This window comes from Streptomyces hiroshimensis, assembly GCF_014650335.1.
GTDB lineage: Bacteria > Actinomycetota > Actinomycetes > Streptomycetales > Streptomycetaceae > Streptomyces > Streptomyces hiroshimensis.
The window spans coordinates 187,600-205,692 of record NZ_BMUT01000012.1; the positions used below are offsets into that span (position 1 = coordinate 187,600).

Below are 18,093 nucleotides of genomic sequence, written 5' to 3' on the forward strand. Positions count from 1 at the left end.
AACCCCGGGAGCACTTCCATGGCCTCGTTCACGCCATCGACCGCAAGCACCGCCCGAGCCTCCGAACTGCGGGAGGCGCTCGCCTCCCGGGTCGTGGTGGCCGACGGAGCCATGGGCACGATGCTCCAGGCACAAGACCCCAGCATGGAGGACTTCGAGCAGCTGGAAGGCTGCAACGAGGTCCTGAACGTGACGCGCCCCGACATCGTCCGCTCGGTCCACGAGGCCTACTTCTCCGTGGGCGTGGACTGCGTGGAGACCAACACCTTCGGCGCGAACCTCGCCGCCCTCGGCGAGTACGACATCGCGCACCGCGTCTTCGAGCTCTCCGAGGCGGGAGCGCGCGTCGCCCGCGAGACCGCCGACGACTTCACCGCCCGCGACGGCCGCACGCGCTGGGTCCTGGGCTCGGTCGGCCCCGGCACGAAGCTGCCGACACTCGGCCACGCCCCCTACACCGCCCTGCGCGACGCCTACCAGAGCAACGTCGAGGGCCTCGTCACGGGCGGGGCCGACGCGGTCCTGGTGGAGACCACCCAGGACCTGCTCCAGACCAAGGCCTCGGTCATCGGCGCCCGCCGCGCCCTGGAGGCCCTCGGCGCCGACCTGCCGCTGCTGGTGCAGGTCACGGTGGAGACCACCGGCACGATGCTCCTCGGCTCCGAGATCGGTGCCGCGCTGACCGCCCTGGAGCCGCTCGGCATCGACATGATCGGCCTGAACTGCGCGACCGGCCCGGCCGAGATGAGCGAGCACCTGCGCTACCTCTCCCGGCACGCCCGTACGCGCGTCTCGGCCATGCCCAACGCCGGCCTCCCCGTCCTCGGCAAGGACGGCGCGCACTACCCGCTGACCCCGGCCGAGCTGGCGGACGCCCACGAGACCTTCGTACGGGAGTACGGACTGTCCCTGGTGGGCGGCTGCTGCGGCACGACCCCCGAGCACCTGCGGCAGGTCGTCGAGCGCGTCCGCGACATGCAGCCCACCGAGCGGCGGCCGCGCCCCGAGCCGGGCGCCGCGTCCCTCTACCAGACCGTCCCCTTCCGCCAGGACACCGCCTACCTCGCGATCGGCGAGCGGACGAACGCCAACGGTTCGAAGAAGTTCCGCGAGGCCATGCTGGAGGGCCGCTGGGACGACTGCGTGGAGATGGCCCGCGACCAGATCCGCGAGGGCGCCCACCTGCTGGACCTGTGCGTGGACTACGTGGGCCGTGACGGCGTCGCCGACATGGCCGAGATCGCCGGCCGCTTCGCCACCGCCTCCACCCTGCCCATCGTCCTCGACTCCACCGAACCGGCCGTCATCCAGGCCGGCCTGGAGAAGCTCGGCGGCCGGGCCGTCATCAACTCCGTCAACTACGAGGACGGCGACGGCCCCGGCTCCCGCTTCGCGAAGATCACCCGGCTGGCGGTCGAGCACGGCGCCGCCCTGATCGCGCTCACCATCGACGAGGAGGGCCAGGCCCGCACCGTCGAGAAGAAGGTCGAGATCGCCGAACGGCTGATCGACGACCTCACGGGCAACTGGGGCGTGCAGGAGTCGGACATCCTCATCGACTGCCTCACCTTCACCATCTGCACCGGGCAGGAGGAGTCCCGCAAGGACGGCATCGCCACCATCGAGGCGATCCGCGAGCTCAAGCGGCGCCACCCCGACGTCCAGACCACGCTCGGCCTGTCCAACATCTCCTTCGGCCTCAACCCGGCCGCCCGGATGGTGCTGAACTCCGTCTTCCTGGACGAGTGCGTGAAGGCCGGCCTGGACTCGGCCATCGTCCACGCCTCGAAGATCCTGCCGATCGCCCGCCTGGAAGAGGAGCAGGTCAAGGCCGCCCACGACCTGATCTACGACCGGCGCCGGGAGGGCTACGACCCCCTGCAGCACCTGCTGGAGCTCTTCGAGGGCGTCGACACCAAGTCCATGAAGGCCGGCAAGGCCGAGGAGCTCCTCGCGCTGCCGCTCGACGAGCGGCTCCAGCGCCGCATCATCGACGGCGAGAAGAACGGCCTGGAGGCGGATCTGGACGAGGCCCTCACCGGGCGCCCGGCCCTCGACATCGTCAACGACACGCTGCTGGAGGGCATGAAGGTCGTCGGTGAGCTGTTCGGGTCGGGGCAGATGCAGCTGCCGTTCGTGCTGCAGTCGGCCGAGGTGATGAAGACGGCGGTGGCCTACCTGGAGCCGCACATGGAGAAGTCGGACGCGGAGGGCAAGGGCACGATCGTGCTGGCCACCGTCCGCGGCGACGTCCACGACATCGGCAAGAACCTGGTCGACATCATCCTGTCCAACAACGGCTACAACGTCGTCAACCTGGGCATCAAGCAGCCGGTCTCGGCGATCCTGGAGGCGGCGGAGGAGCACCGTGCCGATGTGATCGGGATGTCGGGGCTGCTGGTGAAGTCCACGGTGATCATGAAGGAGAACCTGGAGGAGCTCAACCAGCGCAAGCTGGCCGCCCAGTACCCCGTCATCCTCGGCGGCGCCGCCCTGACCCGGGCGTACGTCGAGCAGGACCTGCACGAGATCTACGAGGGCGAAGTCCGCTACGCACGCGACGCCTTCGAGGGCCTGCGGCTGATGGACGCACTGATCGCGGTCAAGCGGGGCGTGCCGGGCGCGGCGCTGCCGGAGCTGAAGCAGCGCCGCGTGCCGAAGAGGGAGACCGCCGTCCTGGAGGTCGAGGAGCCGGAGGGTTCCGTCCGCTCGGATGTCGCCACCGACAACCGCGTGCCCGAGCCGCCGTTCTGGGGCACGCGCGTGATCAAGGGCATCGGGCTGAAGGACTACGCGTCCTGGCTGGACGAGGGCGCGCTGTTCAAGGGCCAGTGGGGCCTGAAGCAGGCCCGCGCCGGAGGCCCCACCTACGAGGAGCTCGTCGAGACCGAGGGCCGCCCCCGCCTGCGCGGCTGGCTGGACAAGCTCCACACGGAGAACCTGCTGGAAGCGGCGGTCGTCTACGGCTACTTCCCCTGCTACTCCAAGGGCGACGACCTCATCCTCCTGAACGAGGACGGCACCGAGCGCACCCGCTTCACCTTCCCGCGGCAGCGCCGTGGGCGCCGGCTGTGCCTGGCGGACTACTTCCGCCCGGAGGAGTCGGGCGAGAAGGACGTCGTGGGCCTGCAGGTCGTCACCGTCGGCTCCCGTATCGGGGAGGCCACGGCCGAACTCTTCGCCGCCGACGCCTACCGCGACTACCTCGAACTCCACGGCCTGTCCGTCCAGCTCGCCGAGGCCCTCGCCGAGTACTGGCACGCCCGCGTCCGCGCCGAACTCGGCTTCGCCGGCGAGGACCCGGCCGACGTCGAGGACATGTTCGCGCTGAAGTACCGCGGCGCCCGTTTCTCCCTCGGCTACGGGGCCTGCCCGAACCTGGAGGACCGCGGCAAGATCGCCGACCTGCTGCAGCCCGAGCGCATCGGCGTCCACCTCTCCGAGGAGTTCCAGCTCCACCCCGAGCAGTCGACCGACGCCATCGTCATCCACCACCCGGAGGCGAAGTACTTCAACGCGCGCTGAGCGCAGGCAGTAGGAGGGGTCAAGGGAACGGGCACGCACCGTGCGACGGTGCGTGCCCGTTCCCTTTCTCACGGGGCTTGACCTCAAGCTTGGTTGAGGGAAGAAGCTTTGGCCATGGACCTGAACCAGATGCACGAACAGCTCCGCGCCCTCACCGACCGCGCCGCCGTGGAAAACCTCGTCACCCGCTACCTCCGCTCGCTCGACGAGGGCCCGTTCGACAGCGCGTGGGCCCGTACCTTCTTCACCGACGACGCGTGCAGCGAGACGCCCGTCGGCGTGCACGAGGGCATCGACGCCCAGCAGTCGTCGACCGGTGCGGCCATGGCGCTCTTCGAGCGGACGGTGCACTTCGGGACGAACCTCGACGCCGAGCTGGACGGCGACCGCGCCACCCTGCGCTGGAACCAGCTGAGCACGCACGTCCTGAAGGAGGACGGCGAGCCGCAAGGGGAACGGCTCTTCCTCTCCGGCGGGCACTGCGAGGCCGAGGCCGTCAGGACCCCCGAGGGCGACTGGCGCTTCCGGAAGCTGGCGCTGCGCATCAAGTGGACCCAGGGCCGGCCGCCGGTGCTGCCCGCCTGACGGGCACACGGACCGAATCCCCGACGGGCTCTTGCTTACGTAAGCAAGAGCCCGCTATTTTTTGCTCATGGAAGCAAATTCTGGTTCATCCGCGCGGCGTGCGCAGATCGTGGCCGCCGCGATCGAGGTCATCGCCGACGCCGGGTACGCAAAGGCGTCGTTCGCGAGGATCGCCCGGCAGGCCGGGCTGAGCAGCACGGGGATGATCTCGTACCACTTCGCCGGCAAGGACGACCTCATGCGCGAGGTCGTCGCCGAGGTCGCCCGGGTCGCCGAGGCGTATGTGAGGCCGCGCATCGAGGCGCAGGGGACGCCCTCCGGCCGGCTGCGGGCCTTCATCGAGGCGAGCGTCGAGGTGATCGCCGCATACCCCAAGCACATGCCCGCCCTGGTGGAGGTGCTCACCCATCTCCGGGACGACGACCCGTCGCGGCACGATCTCGTCAGCACGCAGGTGGCGGCCATGGACGTGCAGGTGGAGCGCATGCGGGAGGCTCAGCAGGCCGGGGCGTTCCGGGAGTTCGACCCGCGGGTGATGGTCACCGCGATCCGGGGAGCCATCGACTCGGCGGTCGTGCGCGCCGCCAAGGATCCGGACTTCGACGCGGTGGCCTGGGGCCGTGAGCTGGCCGACACCTTCGACCTCGCCACGCGGAGGGCGGACCGGTGACCGCGCCCGCGCAGGCGGAGACGCCGGACAGGACGGAACGCCAGAAGACGGAACATCAGGAGACGGGACGTCAGAAGAACGCCTCCGTACGGAGGTTTCTGCTCCTGCAGCTGTTATTCGACCTGGTCCTGCCCCTGGGCAGCTACTACGGCCTGCGGGCCCTGGGGACGAGCCAGTGGTGGGCCCTGACACTCGGCACGGCGCTGGGGCTGCTGTCGGTCGTCTACGGCATCGTCAAGCGCCGCAAGATCGAGGTCATGGCGCTGTTCACGCTGAGCCTCATGACCGTCGGCACGGTGCTGTCCCTGGTGACCGGGGACCCCCGGACCCTGCTCATCAGGGACAGCTGGCTCACCGCCGTGATCGGCCTGTGGATCCTCGGCACCGTGCCGACGCGCCGCCCCTACATGCTCACCGCGCTGCGCACCATCGTCCTCGCCAAGGCCGGGGAGGCCGCGCTGGCCGCCTGGGAGGCCCGGTGGCGGGACGACCACGCCTTCCGCCGGAGCCTGCGCGTGCTGACCGCGATCTGGGGAGCGGCGTTCACACTGGACGCGGGCGTACGGGTGGCCTTCGCCGCCACCCTGCCCGTCGACGCGGTCCCGACCGTGAACACCGTGCAGTGGCTGGTGGTCCTCGTGGGGCTGCTGGTCTTCCACAAGCGGTACATCACCCGGCACGGGCTGAAGGCCTGACCGCACCTCCTGACGGCCCGACCACGCCCCGCGCGCCTCAGTGCACCTGCCGCACCGCCACCGCGTTGTACTGCGTCGTCGGCGTCGGCTGCTCCGTGAAGCGGGAGTTGGGCAGGTACAGCCGGTCGCCGTACGCGGCGACCGTCGTCGGGATCCGGAAGCGCGGGTCCGTGATCCGTGCGACCGCCGTGCCACGCAGACCCGTGGCGTCCATGTGGAAGACGTCCACGGCGTTCTGGACCTGCTGGACGACGTAGAGCGTGCGGCCGAGCAGCAGGGCGCCGTCCCCGTCCGGGATCCTGGCCGCGCCGAGGTCCACGCGGCGCGCGTCGCCGCTGCGGGGGTCGACGCGGTAGAGGCTCCCGCCGTTCGCGTAGACGTTGATGACCAGCAGCCCCCGGCCGTCGGGGGTGCTTTCCAGCCCGTTGGTGGTGAAGCCCTCGGCGGGGGCCTCCGCCCATTCGCCCTTCAGCGGCAGGGTCACGACGTCGCGCGGGTCCGGCAGCTCGCCGCGCGGGCCGAGCGGCAGGCCGTAGAGCTGCGGCTGGGTGGAGTCGGTGAACCAGGCGGCGCCGGGCGTGAGCACCACGTCGTTGACCACGGTGGCGGGCCTGCCGACCTCGTAGGCGGCGAGGATCCTCCCGCTGCGGCCCTCGACGACGCGCAGCTGACGGCTTGCTCCGCCCGCGATGAAGAGCCGGCCGTGCCGGTCGGACTTCAGGCCGACGGACATGGCGTCCGTCCCCGTGGGGACGACCTCGCCGCGGCCCGTCGCCAGGCTCGCCCGGTAGAGCGAGCCCCCGCCGAGCGAGCCGAACCAGGCGTACGGGCCCGGGCCGGTCGCGATGCCCTCGGGCCGGAAGCCGTCGGGGAGGGGGAATTCGGTGGGCCAGAGGGCGGCCGCCGGTTCGGCGCGGGCCGCCGTCGCGAGCGGCCCTGCGGCGGCCAGGGCGCCGAGCGCGGCGCCCGCTCCGAGGAGTCTTCGGCGGGAGAGGCGGTCAGAGGGGCGTTCTGCCATGGCGTACGTCCTTCCGTGATGCTGGTCGGCCGACCGGCATACGGAACCACAGCCCGCGCGGCACCACACCGCACACGCGGGGATCTCCACACATGAGTGGGGGCGCTCCCATGTCGGGAGCGCCCCCTGTGTTGCTGTCGTGCGGTGTCAGCGCGTCAGAGCGCCACTCCGAGCAGTGCGTCGACGGCCCGGGAGACGACGCCGGGCGCGCCTTCCTCGGTGCCGCCGTCGGCGGCCTGGGCGGCGGCCCAGCGGTCGACGGCCACGAGGGCGCGCGGCGAGTCGAGGTCGTCCGCGAGGGCCTCGCGGATCTCCTCCACCAGTGCGTCGGCGGACGGGCCGTCGGGGCGCGAGACGGCGGCGCGCCAGCGGCCGAGGCGCTCCACGGCCTCGTGCAGGACGGCGTCGGTCCACTCCCAGTCGGCGCGGTAGTGGTGCGCGAGGAGCGCGAGCCGGATCGCGGCCGGGTCGACGCCGTCGCGGCGGAGCGCCGAGACGAAGACGAGGTTGCCCTTGGATTTGGACATCTTCTCGCCGTGGAGCGCGACCATGCCCGCGTGGACGTAGGTCTTGGCGTAGGGGTGCTCGCCGGTGAGCACCTGGGCGTGCGAGGCGCCCATCTCGTGGTGCGGGAAGACGAGGTCGGAGCCTCCGCCCTGCACGTCGAAGCCCATGCCGAAGTACTCCAGGGCGATGGCGACGCACTCGATGTGCCAGCCGGGGCGGCCGGGGCCGAGCGAGGCGCCGTCCCAGCTGGGCTCGCCCGGGCGGGCGGCCATCCACAGCATGGGGTCCAGGGGGTTCTTCTTGCCGGGGCGCTCGGGGTCGCCGCCGCGCTCGGCGGACAGCAGGCGCATGGCCTCCGCGTCGAGGCCGGAGATCTGGCCGAAGTGCGTGTCGGACTCGACGGAGAAGTAGACGTCGCCGTCGAGCTCGTAGGCGGCGCCGGCGTCGCGCAGCCGCTCCACCAGGGGGACGATCTTCGGTATCGATTCGACGGCGCCGATGTAGTGCTGCGGCGGGAGCATCCGCAGCGCGGTCATGTCCTCGCGGAAGAGGGCGGTCTCGCGCTCGGCGAGCTCGGTCCAGTCGTCACCGTTGGCGACGGCGCGCTCGAGCAGCGGGTCGTCGATGTCGGTGACGTTCTGGACGTAGTGAACCTGCCGCTTGGTGTCGAGCCACACGCGCTGAACGAGGTCGAACGCGTTGTAGGTCGCCGCGTGTCCCATGTGGGTGGCGTCGTAGGGCGTGATGCCGCAGACGTAGATACGGGCGACGGGGCCGGGGGCGAGGGTCACTCGTCCGCCGGTCGCGGTGTCGTGGATCCGGAGGTCGCGGCCACTGCCGGGCAGGGCGGGAACCTCAGAAGCGGGCCAGGCATGCATGCCACGAGCGTAACCGGACGCATGTTCCGGATACGAACCGGATCCGGCTGTTGGCCGAACAGACACTCTTGCGTGGGCACGCCGCGCTGTGCTTGCGCCCGGCCACGGCGAGGCCCTTCGCCGTTCGGGAGGCCTCGCTCACACCGGCGGCCACGGGATCGCCGGCCACTGCCCGCTGGGCTCACGGTGCCGCCCCGTCCGCAGCAGATCCGCCACACGCCCGCGCAGCGCCTCGATCTCGCCGGCCGTAAGGAGCTCGGCGAGCCGCGCCGCCAAGGGGCTCCCGTCAGCCAGATTGGCCGAAAGTCGCCGCAGCGCCTCCGTCGCCTCCTCCGTCAGCGGTTCCCCCGCCCAGCCCCACAGGAGCGTGCGCAGTTTGTCGTCCGCGTTGAAGGTCACACCGTGGTCGATGGCGTACAGCCGGCCGTCCGCGGAGGGCAGCAGGTGCCCGCCCTTGCGGTCGCCGTTGTTGATCACGGCGTCGAGGACGGCCAGCCGCCGCAGCCGCTCGTCGTCGGCGTGCACGAGCAGCGCGGTGCGGTCCCCGCCCACGTCGGCGAGGCCCACGGCCTTCCAGCCCGGGCCCGGCTCCGCGCCCTCGACCAGCGCCAGGAGCCGCTCCGCGCCCTCCTCCGCGTCCTCGGGGGCGTCGATCCACATCTGGCACATGCCCTCGCCGTAGGGCCCGTCACGCAGCACCGTGGGCGGGATCAGGCCCCACCCCATGGCCTCGGAGAGCTCGTACGCGGCGACCTCGCGCTGGGCCAGGGTGCCGTCGGGGAAGTCCCACAGGGGCCGCTCCCCCGCTACGGGCTTGTAGACGCAGGCGGCGCTCACGCCCGCGTACTCGACCGTGCAGTACAGCACCGCGTTGGACGCCTCGGCGACCCGGCCGCGCACCGTCAGCTCGCCCTTGGCCAGCAGTTCATGCGGCGTCACGGTCGGAGGCGGCGTCACGCCCCGCGGCGGTATCCGTTCTGGCGCGGACATACGTGTCCCTCCGGGTCGAGCGGCAGGCTGCACAGCGGGCACGGCGGGCGGCCGGCGTTGACGACCTCCAGGGCGCGCTTGGCGAAGGCACGGGCCATGGTGCCGGTGATCCGCACGCGCAGCATCGGCGGACCGTTCGCCTCGTCCTGCAGGAGGCGCTCCTCGGCCTCGGCGAGGTCCTCGTCGGTGTCGGCGTCCAGCTCGACGAGGGCCTGCGCCTCGACGATCATGCGCTGGTGATCGCCGTCCCAGGCCAGGGCCATGGTGCCGACGCGGAACTCCTCCTCGACGGGGGTCTCCAGCGGGGCCGTGTCGGTGAGCTCGGCGGGGGCCATGGCCGGCACCGGGGCGCTGCCGCCGGTGCGCCGCACGACCTCGTCGAGCAGCTCGTCGATGCGCTCGGCGAGCGCTTCGACCTGGGCCTTCTCCAGTGCGACGCTCGTGGTACGGCCGGCCGCGGTGGCCTGCAGGAAGAAGGTGCGGCGGCCAGGCAGCCCGACCGTACCGGCGACGAAACGGTCCGGCGGGTCGTAGAGGAACACCTGACGGGACAACGTCCTGCTCCATGTGGTTCGGGCGGTTCGGGCGGTCGGGATTTCTCCGGGTGCCGGGTCAACGGTGGAGAGGCGGACTCTGCCGCGCCACCACCCTACTGCGCGGCGCGATCACGGTGCCCCCGCCCCGCCCCCCACGACGCCGTCCGCCTCGGGACCCGCCTGTGCGGTCGCCTCCTCGGGCGGCACGAGGCCGCGGAGGTCTCCGGTGTCGCCGAGGCGCACCAGGAAGGGGCGCAGCCGGGTGTAGCGGATGGCCGTGACCGAGCAGGGGTCGACGGCGATGCGCTGGAAGAGGTCCAGGTGCAGGCCGAGGGCGTCGGCGACGAGGGACTTGATGATGTCGCCGTGCGTGCACACGACGTAGCAGGCGTCGTGCCCGTGCTCGGCCTCCACCCGCTCGTTCCAGTCGCGGACGGCGTCGACGGCGCGGGCCTGCATGGCCCGGACGGACTCGCCGCCGGGGAAGGCGGCCGAGGAGGGGTGGCGCTGGACGACCTCCCAGAGCGGTTCGCCCGTGAGCTCGGCGATGGTGCGGCCGGACCAGTCGCCGTAGTGGCACTCGCCGACGCGCTCGTCGGTGTGCAGCGGCAGTCCGGGGCGCGCGGCGAGGAGGGGCGCCAGGGTCTCGCGGCACCGCTGCAGGGGGCTCGTGACGGCCGCGGCGAGCGGCACCTGCGCGAGGCGGTCCGGGAGGGCGGCCGCCTGGGCGGTGCCGTGCTCGTCCAGGGCGATGCCGGGGGTCCATCCCGCGAGCACTCCCCCGGTGTTGGCGGTGGACCGGCCGTGCCGGACGAGGATCAGCGTAGGCATGGCGCCCAGCCTAATCCGCTGCCCGCCGCGGCCGTCCGGCCCCGCGGGGCGAATCCGCGCCGCTCCCGCCGGGTGTCGTGTGTGAAAGCGCGATCAACGGCAAAATGCCCTGCGTGATCGTGGACTGCGCTATCTACCGGGACGGACGCCGCACCGAGGGCCCCGCCGACTTCTCCGACGCGCTCGACGAGGCGCGCGCCGCGGGCGACTCCTTCCTGTGGGTCGGGCTGCACGAGCCGACGGAGGAGGAGTTCGACCTCATCACCAGCGAGTTCAACCTGCACCCGCTGGCGGTGGAGGACGCCCTCAAGGCTCACCAGCGGCCCAAGCTGGAGATCTACAACGGTTCGCTGTTCCTGGTGCTCAAGCCCGTCACGTACGACGACGACGCGGACACCGTCACGACGGGCGAGCTGATGCTGTTCGTCGGCGACTCCTTCGTGGTGACCGTGCGGCACGGCGAGGGCAGCCCGCTCGCCCAGGTGCGGCAACGGCTGGAGCAGGAGCGGGAGGTGCTGCGGCACGGGCCCACGTCGGTGCTGTACGCGGTGTGCGACGCGGTCGTGGACCACTACATCGAGGTGGCGGGTGAGCTCCAGATGGACCTGGAGGAGCTGGAGGCGGAGGTGTTCGCCCCGCTGGGCGGGGACACCCGGAACACCGCCTCGCGGATCTACTCCTTCAAGCGCCAGGTGCTGGAGTTCCGGCGGGCCACGGCCCCGCTGGCCGAGCCGATGACGCGGCTGGCGGGCGCGGGCGTGCCGTTCGTCCCCGAGCGCTCGCAGCCCTTCTTCCGCGACGTGAACGACCACCTGATGCGGGCGAACGAGTCGGTCGAGGGGCTGGACCGGCTGCTGTCGGACATACTGTCCGCTCACCTCGCGCAGATGGGCGTCCAGCAGAACGACGACATGCGCAAGATCTCGGCGTGGGCGGCGATGGCCGCGGTCCCGACGATGATCGCCGGGGTCTACGGGATGAACTTCGACCACATGCCGGAGCTGCGGCAGCCGTGGGGCTATCCGGCGGTCGTCGTGGTGATGGTGGCGCTGGTGTTCTGGCTGCACCGGATGTTCAAGCGGCGCGGCTGGCTGTGAGGGCACGGCCCGGGGGCCGGTGCCGGCAGGAGGCGGGAGGCGGGAGGCGGGAGCGGCTGCGCCTCAGGCGAACTCGGGTGCCGTCTCCGCCGGTCCGCCGAGTGCGTCGCGGCGCTGCGGCATGCGCAGGGTCACCATCCGCCGCCAGCCGACGAGCTGCTCGTAGCGGTGGACCGCCCGGATGCCGAGCGACAGCACGAGGGCCTTCGGCCGGGACCAGCCCAGGAGGGCTCCCATGCGCTCCATGACGGCCAGGCTCACGTCCCGGTAGACGCGCGTCTCGGCGCGGGCGCTCTCCCGCAGCACCGACCGGATGGTCCGGCGGTGCCCGGCGCGCGCCAGCCGCAGCAGCTCCTCGTGGCAGTACGCGAGGTGGTTGTCCTCGTCGTGGGCGACCATCCGGATCGCCTTGCCGACTTCGGGGTGGTCGCCGAAGTGCGTGGTGAGCATCCGCATCTGGTCGGCGGCGCGCTGTTCGGTGACGCGGCTGTGCGCGAGGTAGGTGACGATGTCCTCCTCGGTCAGCGGCCGCTCGCCGCGGAGCAGGACGTGGGGCAGGCCGATGCCGCGGCGTTCGAGGAGCATCGTGTAGTCGGTCCCGGCCGGCACCGGGACCGGGGTGAGGCCGCGTCTGCGCAGCAGGGCCTCGAAGATGCGCCCGTGCTTGTCCTCGTCGGCGCCGTGCCGGGCGATCTTCGGTGCGAGCGCCCGCTGTCCCTCGGGGACGAGGGCGGCGATCCGGCCGTTCTCCCAGCCGCCCTGTGTCTCGCCCGCGGCGGCGATGGAGCAGAACAGCCGGTAGGCCTCGTCGTGGTCGAGGATCTCCTGGAACAGGCTTCTGGCCGAGAGCATGACGGACACACCTCCGTTCACGGCGCATTTCGCGTATGTCCCGTGAAACCCGAGTCAAGTGCCATGCCGGGGAGGCGGCAATCGGGGGCGGCGTCCACTCGGCCGAATGCGCGACGGCGAAGGCGGTGCCGGGGCGCGTAACCCGGCGCCCGTACGGGCGTTGTCCTCTGTACCGGCCGTGGCGGGGAAGACACCCCGAGCCCCCACCACGGCCGCTGGGTTGCCCTCCCCCGTTACGCCGGGCCGGTCCCCTGTCACGCCAGGCCGGCGCGCTCCAGGGCCTCGACGCCCGCCCGCAGGCTCGCGATCCGCTCGTCCAGGGTGAAGCCCGCCGGAGCGAGCGACAGGGTGGTCACACCGGCGGCGGCGTAGGCCTGCATACGGTCGGCGATGCGCTCCACGGAGCCGATGAGGGTGGTGGAGTCGATCAGGTCGCGCGGGACGGCCGCGGCCGCGCCCGCCTTGTCGCCCGAGAGGTACTTCTCCTGGATCTCGGCGGCGGCCTTCTCGTAGCCCATGCGCTGCGCGAGCTTGTTGTAGAAGTTCTGCTTGGCGCTGCCCATGCCGCCGACGTAGAGGGCGGTGTACGGGCGGAAGAGGTCGGCCAGGCCGTCGACGTCGTCACCCACGGCCATGGGGACGGTCGGGACGACGTCGAAGCCCTCCAGCTCCTTGCCCGCCTTCGCGCGGCCGGCGCGCAGCGCGCCGAGCGTGGTCTCCTCGGCGTGCTCGGGGGCGAAGAAGACGAGGAGGGCGCCGTCGGCGATCTCACCGGTCTGCTCCAGGTTCTTCGGCCCGATGGCGGCGATGTACAGCGGGATGTGCTCGCGGACGGGGTGGACGGTGAGCTTGATGGGCTTGCCCGGGCCGCCGGGGAGCGGCAGGGTCCAGTTCTCCCCCTCGTGGGTGAGGCGCTCGCGGGACATGGCCTTGCGGATGATCTCGACGTACTCGCGGGTGCGGGCCAGCGGCTTGTCGAAGCGCACGCCGTACCAGCCCTCGGAGACCTGCGGGCCGGAGACGCCGAGGCCCAGCCGGAAGCGGCCGCCGGAGAGCGAGTCGAGGGTCGCCGCGGTCATCGCCGTCATGGTGGGCGTGCGGGCGGGGATCTGGAAGATGCCCGAGCCGACGTCGATGCGCTCGGTCTGCGCGGCGACCCAGGACAGGACGGTGGCCGCGTCGGAGCCGTAGGCCTCGGCGGCCCAGCAGACCGAGTAGCCCAGCCGGTCGGCCTCGCGGGCGACGGCGAGGTTGTCGGCGTCCATGCCGGCGCCCCAGTAACCGAGGTTGATCCCCAGCCTCATTCCACTCATGGCGGGCTCCCCTTACCGATCAGTAACGTCGTTGTTGCCGGGACTGTAGCGCGCAGACGCGGGGTACGTCACCGGCCGGCCGCCGTCCCCCACCGGAGTGGGTCCGCGGCGCGCGGTCCACGGGGGCCGCGGGGCGTTGTCCACAGGCGGCCACGGCGCGGGCCGCGGCCAGTAATCTCAGCGCTCATGGAACTAAGGCATCTCGGCCGCACGGGTCTGCGGGTATCCCGGATCGGGCTCGGCACGCTCACCTGGGGCCGGGACACCGACGAGAACGGCGCCGCGGAGCAGTTGAAGACGTTCTGGGAGGCCGGCGGCACCCTGGTCGACACCGCGGACGTCTATGCCGACGGCGCCGCCGAGTATCTGCTCGGGCAGCTGATGGAGGATCTCGTGCCGCGGCGCGACCTGGTCATCGCGACCAAGTCCGGCAGCGTCCCCGACCCCGACCGGCGCTTCGACGGCTCGCGCGGCCATCTCCTCTCCGCGCTCGACGCCTCCCTGGAACGGCTCGGCACGGACCACGTGGATCTGTGGCAGATCCACGCCTTCGACCCCCACACGCCCGTCGAGGAGACCCTGCAGGCCGTCGACATCGCCGTCACCAGCGGCCGCGCGCGCTACGCCGGGGTGTCCAACTTCTGCGGCTGGCAGCTCGCCAGGGCCGCCACGTGGCAGCTCGCCGCCCCCGGCGTGCGGACGCGGCTGGCCGGCACCCAGATGGAGTACTCCCTGCTGCAGCGCGGCATCGAGCGCGAGGTGCTGCCCGCCGCGCTCGACCTCGGGATCGGGGTGCTGCCCTCCTCCCCGCTGGGCCGCGGCGTGCTCACCGGCAAGTACCGCCACGCGACGCCCGCCGACTCCCGGGGGGCCTCCGAGCACCTGGCCCCCTTCGTCGCCCCGTATCTGGACGAGACGGCCCGCCGCGTGGTCGACGCCGTCGCCACCGCCGCGGACGGCCTCGCCACGACGGCCCTGAAGGTCGCCCTCGCCTGGGTCCGCGACCGCCCCGGCGTCGTCGCCCCGATCGTCGGCGCGCGCACGGCGCAGCAGCTCAGGGCCGCGCTGTCAGTGGAGAGCCTTACGCTTCCCGACGAGATCTGCCGTGCGCTGGACGATGTCTCGGCGCCCGTGCACCGCTATCCCGATCAGGACTGGAGCACCCTGTGAACACCGATCGCCGCGACGGCGACCCCGCGCCCACGGAAGACCCGGCGGCCGGCGCCGGGAGTGGCGACACGGCCGACGGCGCATCGGAACCGGACCCCGCCGCGGGGCAGGAGCCGGGCGCCGCACCCGGGCAGGAGCCGGCTTCCCCTGCGCGCGACGCCGAGCCGACCGGCGCCGGCGACACGCCGGAGGCCCCCGCCCCTGTCCCGGGGCAGCCCCTGGCCCCTCTCGCAGCCGGCAACACCCGGACGCAAGACGGCGACCCCGCCACCCCCTCGCGCGGCGGCGCCGGTCACCCCGACGCACCGCAGGCCGCGCAGACGGTGCCGGGCCCGGACGCGGGCAGCACCGGCGCGCAGCCCGAAGACACCGCCTCGGGCGAAGAGCCGACCGCCCCGCGCCGCGGCGCCGAGCACCCCACCGCCCCGCAAGCCGCGCGCAGCGCACCCGGTTCCCCGACGAACGCCGTTGCCGAAGCGCTCGCCGCGGCCGTGCGGGCCGTGGAGAGCGGAGAGCGCTCCGCGGCGTCCTTCTTCACGGAGGCTCCGCGCCCCGCGCGCAAGGCCGCGCCCGCGCGACCGCCCCGCCAGGCGGCCCCCGCGCCCACCCCCGCCGCAGCCCCCCGTATCGACGCCGAAGGCCTCGCCGGCGTGCGTGAGGTCCTCGCCGCCGGGGGCGCCCCCGAGTCGCTGGCCGTCCCCGTCGCCGAGGCACTGGGCGAGCAGGCCGCCGAGGCCCTGCGCGAGGATCCCTGGCAGCTGCTGGCCGTCCCGGGCGTGCGGCCCGAGCAGGCGGACGGGTTCGCCCGCGCCCTGCTGGGCCCGGAGGCGGGCCCCGGTGACGAGCGCCGGGCCCGGGCCCTGACCGGCCGGGTGCTGGAGCGCGCCGCGCTCGAAGGCCATACGGTCCTGGAGGCCCCGGCCCTGCGCGCGGCCCTGGCCCGCCACTCCGTGCCGGATCCGGACGAGGCGCTGCAGGCCGCCATCGCCGAGGGCACGGTGCTGGTGTTCCAGGAGGCCGTGGAGCCCGGGCCGGGCGGGCCGGCCGCCCCCGCCCCCCAGGGCGAGGACGAGGAGGTCCCGGTCCGGCTGCTCCTGGGTCTGGACCGCTGCGCGATGGCCGAGGAGAGCCTCGCCGACGGCCTGGGCCGGCTCATCAGCACCTTCACGGCCGGGCCCGAGGAGTGGGAGCCCGCGGCGGCCGCCGCCCCGTCGGCCTCCGCCGCCGAGCTGATCCGCGCCGCTGCCGCAGCGGGCCTCGTCACGCACAGCGGCGGCGAGGCGGCCCGCGCCGAGCCGGCCGCCCTCGTGGCCGCGGCCCGCGCCCTCGGCCTGCGTGCCTGCGCCGCCGTGCACACCGAGGACGGCCGCCGGCGCCTGGCGGAGTCGGGCGATCCGGAAGCGGTGACCGTGGCCGGCCTGCTGTCCGGCGCGGAGGGCCCCGGCCGGGACGAGGACGGCGCCCTCGCCCTGGACCTGCTGGCCGTCCTGGACGCCCCCCAGCTCGACGTCGAGACCGCCGCGATGCTCGTGGAGTCGCTCGCCGACGGCACCCGTCTGGTGCTGAGCGGCGATCCGGCCGTCCTGTGGTCTGCGGGCCCGGGCCGGGTGTTCGCCGACGTGGTGGCGGCCCGCGCCTGCCCGGCGGTCGTCTCCCGCACGCCGGACGAAGGTCCCATCGGCGAGCTGGTGTCGGGCATCGGAGTCGGCGAGCTGTCGCAGCCCGCGGCCCCCGGCAAGGAGGTCGTGATCGTCCCGGTGCGGGATCCCGGCGAGGCGGTGCACCGCACGGTGCAGCTCGTGGCGGATTCCATCCCGCGCGCCTTCGGGGTGTCCGCCGAGCACACCCAGGTGATCACCCCCGGCCACGGCGGCCCCGCCGGCACCCGCGCGCTCAACGCGGCGCTGAAGGAGCGGCTGAACCCCGGCCCCGGCCGGTTCGGCGGCTTCGACCCGGGCGACAGGGTGGCATACGTTCCGGCGCCGGGCCGGATGCTCCCCGGCACGGTGACCGGCGCGGAGCAGGAAGGGCTCCGGCTGGACTGCGAGGGCTCCCCCGTCCTCGTCCCCCGGGAGCGCGTGGCCGAGACGGTGCGCCACGGCTGGGCCGTCACCGCCCACCAGGCGGCCGGCCGCCGCTGGCCGGCGGCCGTGGTCGTCCTCCCGGGCGATGCCGCCTCCGGGCTGACCCGCTCGTGGATCTACACGGCGTTCGGCCGGGCCGAGCGGCACCTGTCCGTCGTGCACGGTGTGGAGCAGGCGCTGCCGCGCGCCGTCGCGGAGGTCCCGGCCAAGGAGCGGACGACCCGGCTGCGGGGCCTGCTGCAGGCCCAGGGCCGTCCGTCCGAGTGAGACCGCCCTGCTCCGGGCCCGGTCATCCGCCGGGCCCGGGGCGGGTCAGTGCTTCGTCGGCGAGGGCGGCCCGCCGCCGTCGCCCCGGCTCCCCGGGGCGCCGTCGGCAGCGTCCTCGTCCATGACGTCGTCGTCGATGCCGTCGATACCGTCGTCGCCATCGTCTTCATCGGCGTCGTCGTCATCGCTGTCGTCATCGCCGTCCAAGTCCTCGTCGAAGACCGCACTGACGTCGAAACGGCAGATCACCCGCTGCGGATCGGCCTGCTCGAAGGGCGCCGACAGCCACTCCCCCGGCTCGGCGGGATCGTCCGACGCGGTGACCCAGAGCGTGGAGTCGCCTTCCTCCAGGCCGAATTCCTTGTGCCGCGAGGCGATCTCGTCCGGCTCGTACTCACCGAAGATCACTCCGAGTGCGGCGTGCACGCTGCCGCCCACATTGCCCACGGCGGCCGCCCCGGCGGGGCCGGGCGGGGTGTCGACGTCGGGATCGAGGTCGGCGACGCGCTGGGCCTGGGCGAGGAGCCGCTGCGGCTCGACCACCGCATAGTCGCGGCGGATCAGCAGGCTGAGTGCGCTCGGCTCCTCCGGCCCCGCGTAGGCGGGCAGGGTGTCGTCCCCGGGGATCTCGAAGGGGGTCACCTCGTCGTAGGCGTCGTACAGCAGCTCGTCGTACGCCTCGGCTGTCGCGGCCAGGTCGTTGAACGCGGCGTAGACGGCCGGGTCGTCCTCCCCCGACCGGCGTTCGACGGCGTCGAGGTGGCGGTCCAGAGCGGCTTTGACCGCCTCGGCGGCGGCGCGTACCTCGGCAGCGGATGGCTGCGCAGCATCAGACATAGTGCAGACGCTATCCGCACCGGGCCCGTTCCCGCACAATAGATGCGATGCCGGAATACGAATTCTGTGATGTGTATGTGCCACGGGGGGTCTCCCGGGGTGCCGCCACACGCCTGCTGACCGACCACGCCGAGTACGGACACTGGGAGTTGGACCGACTTCGCCTCTACCCCGACGGCAGCCGCAAGGTGCGGCTGCGCCGCAGGATCATCCGCCAGGTGCGCGCCACCTGGTGACA

General features: G+C 73.0%; 16 protein-coding genes. 8 read left to right on the top strand and 8 right to left on the bottom strand.

Features of this window, described 5'->3' with window-relative positions; translation table 11 throughout:
• The first annotated feature begins 18 nt into the window (after positions 1–18).
• From metH to IE241_RS26020, 4 genes are all read left to right on the top strand, one after another.
• Positions 19–3,525, top strand: a complete 3,507-nt coding sequence (gene metH / locus IE241_RS26005) for a methionine synthase (RefSeq protein WP_190024252.1) — start codon at positions 19–21, stop codon at positions 3,523–3,525.
• A gap of 114 nt (positions 3,526–3,639) precedes the next feature.
• Positions 3,640–4,110, top strand: a complete 471-nt coding sequence (locus IE241_RS26010) for a nuclear transport factor 2 family protein (protein ID WP_190024253.1) — start codon at positions 3,640–3,642, stop codon at positions 4,108–4,110.
• 67 nt (positions 4,111–4,177) lie between these two features.
• Positions 4,178–4,780, top strand: a complete 603-nt coding sequence (locus tag IE241_RS26015; RefSeq protein WP_190024254.1) for a TetR/AcrR family transcriptional regulator — start codon at positions 4,178–4,180, stop codon at positions 4,778–4,780.
• A complete protein-coding gene (locus tag IE241_RS26020; RefSeq protein WP_190024255.1) occupies positions 4,777–5,475 on the top strand; it encodes a VC0807 family protein in 699 nt (232 codons plus the stop codon). The genes IE241_RS26015 and IE241_RS26020 overlap by 4 nt, the downstream gene beginning before the upstream one ends.
• A gap of 37 nt (positions 5,476–5,512) precedes the next feature.
• Here IE241_RS26020 and IE241_RS26025 read toward each other — a convergent pair whose 3' ends face one another.
• The 5 genes from IE241_RS26025 to IE241_RS26045 form a co-directional block, all read right to left on the bottom strand.
• Complete coding sequence (locus IE241_RS26025) at positions 5,513–6,493, bottom strand: NHL repeat-containing protein (RefSeq protein ID WP_190024256.1); 981 nt, start codon at positions 6,491–6,493, stop codon at positions 5,513–5,515.
• 155 nt (positions 6,494–6,648) lie between these two features.
• Positions 6,649–7,878 (bottom strand): cysteine--1-D-myo-inosityl 2-amino-2-deoxy-alpha-D-glucopyranoside ligase, encoded by a 1,230-nt coding sequence (gene mshC, locus IE241_RS26030; RefSeq protein ID WP_190024257.1) that lies wholly within the window; start codon positions 7,876–7,878, stop codon positions 6,649–6,651.
• Between the two features lie 138 nt (positions 7,879–8,016).
• Positions 8,017–8,868 (bottom strand): SCO1664 family protein, encoded by an 852-nt coding sequence (locus IE241_RS26035; protein WP_190024258.1) that lies wholly within the window; start codon positions 8,866–8,868, stop codon positions 8,017–8,019.
• Entirely contained in the window at positions 8,832–9,422 is a 591-nt protein-coding gene (locus tag IE241_RS26040) for a DUF3090 domain-containing protein (protein ID WP_190024259.1), read from the bottom strand. Before IE241_RS26040 ends, IE241_RS26035 begins: the two co-directional genes overlap by 37 nt.
• A gap of 111 nt (positions 9,423–9,533) precedes the next feature.
• Positions 9,534–10,235 carry a histidine phosphatase family protein gene (locus IE241_RS26045; RefSeq protein WP_190024260.1) on the bottom strand — a complete coding sequence of 234 codons (702 nt, stop codon included), beginning with the start codon at positions 10,233–10,235 and terminating at the stop codon, positions 9,534–9,536.
• 104 nt (positions 10,236–10,339) lie between these two features.
• On the opposite strand from IE241_RS26045, the gene corA reads away from it, so the two are divergent.
• Complete coding sequence (gene corA, locus IE241_RS26050; protein WP_190024261.1) at positions 10,340–11,332, top strand: magnesium/cobalt transporter CorA; 993 nt, start codon at positions 10,340–10,342, stop codon at positions 11,330–11,332.
• Positions 11,333–11,395: 63 nt separating this feature from the next.
• Here the strand turns inward: corA and IE241_RS26055 are convergent, their stop codons facing one another.
• Together IE241_RS26055 and IE241_RS26060 are read right to left on the bottom strand one after the other, a co-directional pair.
• Positions 11,396–12,184: a ferritin-like domain-containing protein gene (locus IE241_RS26055; RefSeq protein WP_190024262.1), complete on the bottom strand. Its 789-nt coding sequence runs from the start codon at positions 12,182–12,184 to the stop codon at positions 11,396–11,398.
• 254 nt (positions 12,185–12,438) lie between these two features.
• Positions 12,439–13,488 carry an LLM class F420-dependent oxidoreductase gene (locus IE241_RS26060; protein WP_190024359.1) on the bottom strand — a complete coding sequence of 350 codons (1,050 nt, stop codon included), beginning with the start codon at positions 13,486–13,488 and terminating at the stop codon, positions 12,439–12,441.
• 195 nt (positions 13,489–13,683) lie between these two features.
• Between IE241_RS26060 and IE241_RS26065 the strand changes: the two genes are divergently transcribed.
• Together IE241_RS26065 and IE241_RS26070 are read left to right on the top strand one after the other, a co-directional pair.
• Positions 13,684–14,667, top strand: coding sequence for an aldo/keto reductase (locus IE241_RS26065; RefSeq protein WP_190024263.1), 984 nt, complete (start codon positions 13,684–13,686; stop codon positions 14,665–14,667).
• The gene (locus IE241_RS26070; RefSeq protein ID WP_190024264.1) at positions 14,664–17,018 is read left to right on the top strand and encodes a helix-hairpin-helix domain-containing protein; all 2,355 of its coding nucleotides are present in this window, start codon (positions 14,664–14,666) and stop codon (positions 17,016–17,018) included. Before IE241_RS26065 ends, IE241_RS26070 begins: the two co-directional genes overlap by 4 nt.
• Before the next feature lie 45 nt (positions 17,019–17,063).
• On the opposite strand, the gene IE241_RS26075 is transcribed toward IE241_RS26070, so the two are convergent.
• The gene (locus IE241_RS26075) at positions 17,064–17,855 is read right to left on the bottom strand and encodes a hypothetical protein (protein WP_190024265.1); all 792 of its coding nucleotides are present in this window, start codon (positions 17,853–17,855) and stop codon (positions 17,064–17,066) included.
• A gap of 47 nt (positions 17,856–17,902) precedes the next feature.
• On the opposite strand from IE241_RS26075, the gene IE241_RS26080 reads away from it, so the two are divergent.
• Positions 17,903–18,091 (top strand): DUF5703 family protein, encoded by a 189-nt coding sequence (locus IE241_RS26080; protein ID WP_058045136.1) that lies wholly within the window; start codon positions 17,903–17,905, stop codon positions 18,089–18,091.
• The last annotated feature ends 2 nt before the right edge of the window (positions 18,092–18,093 follow it).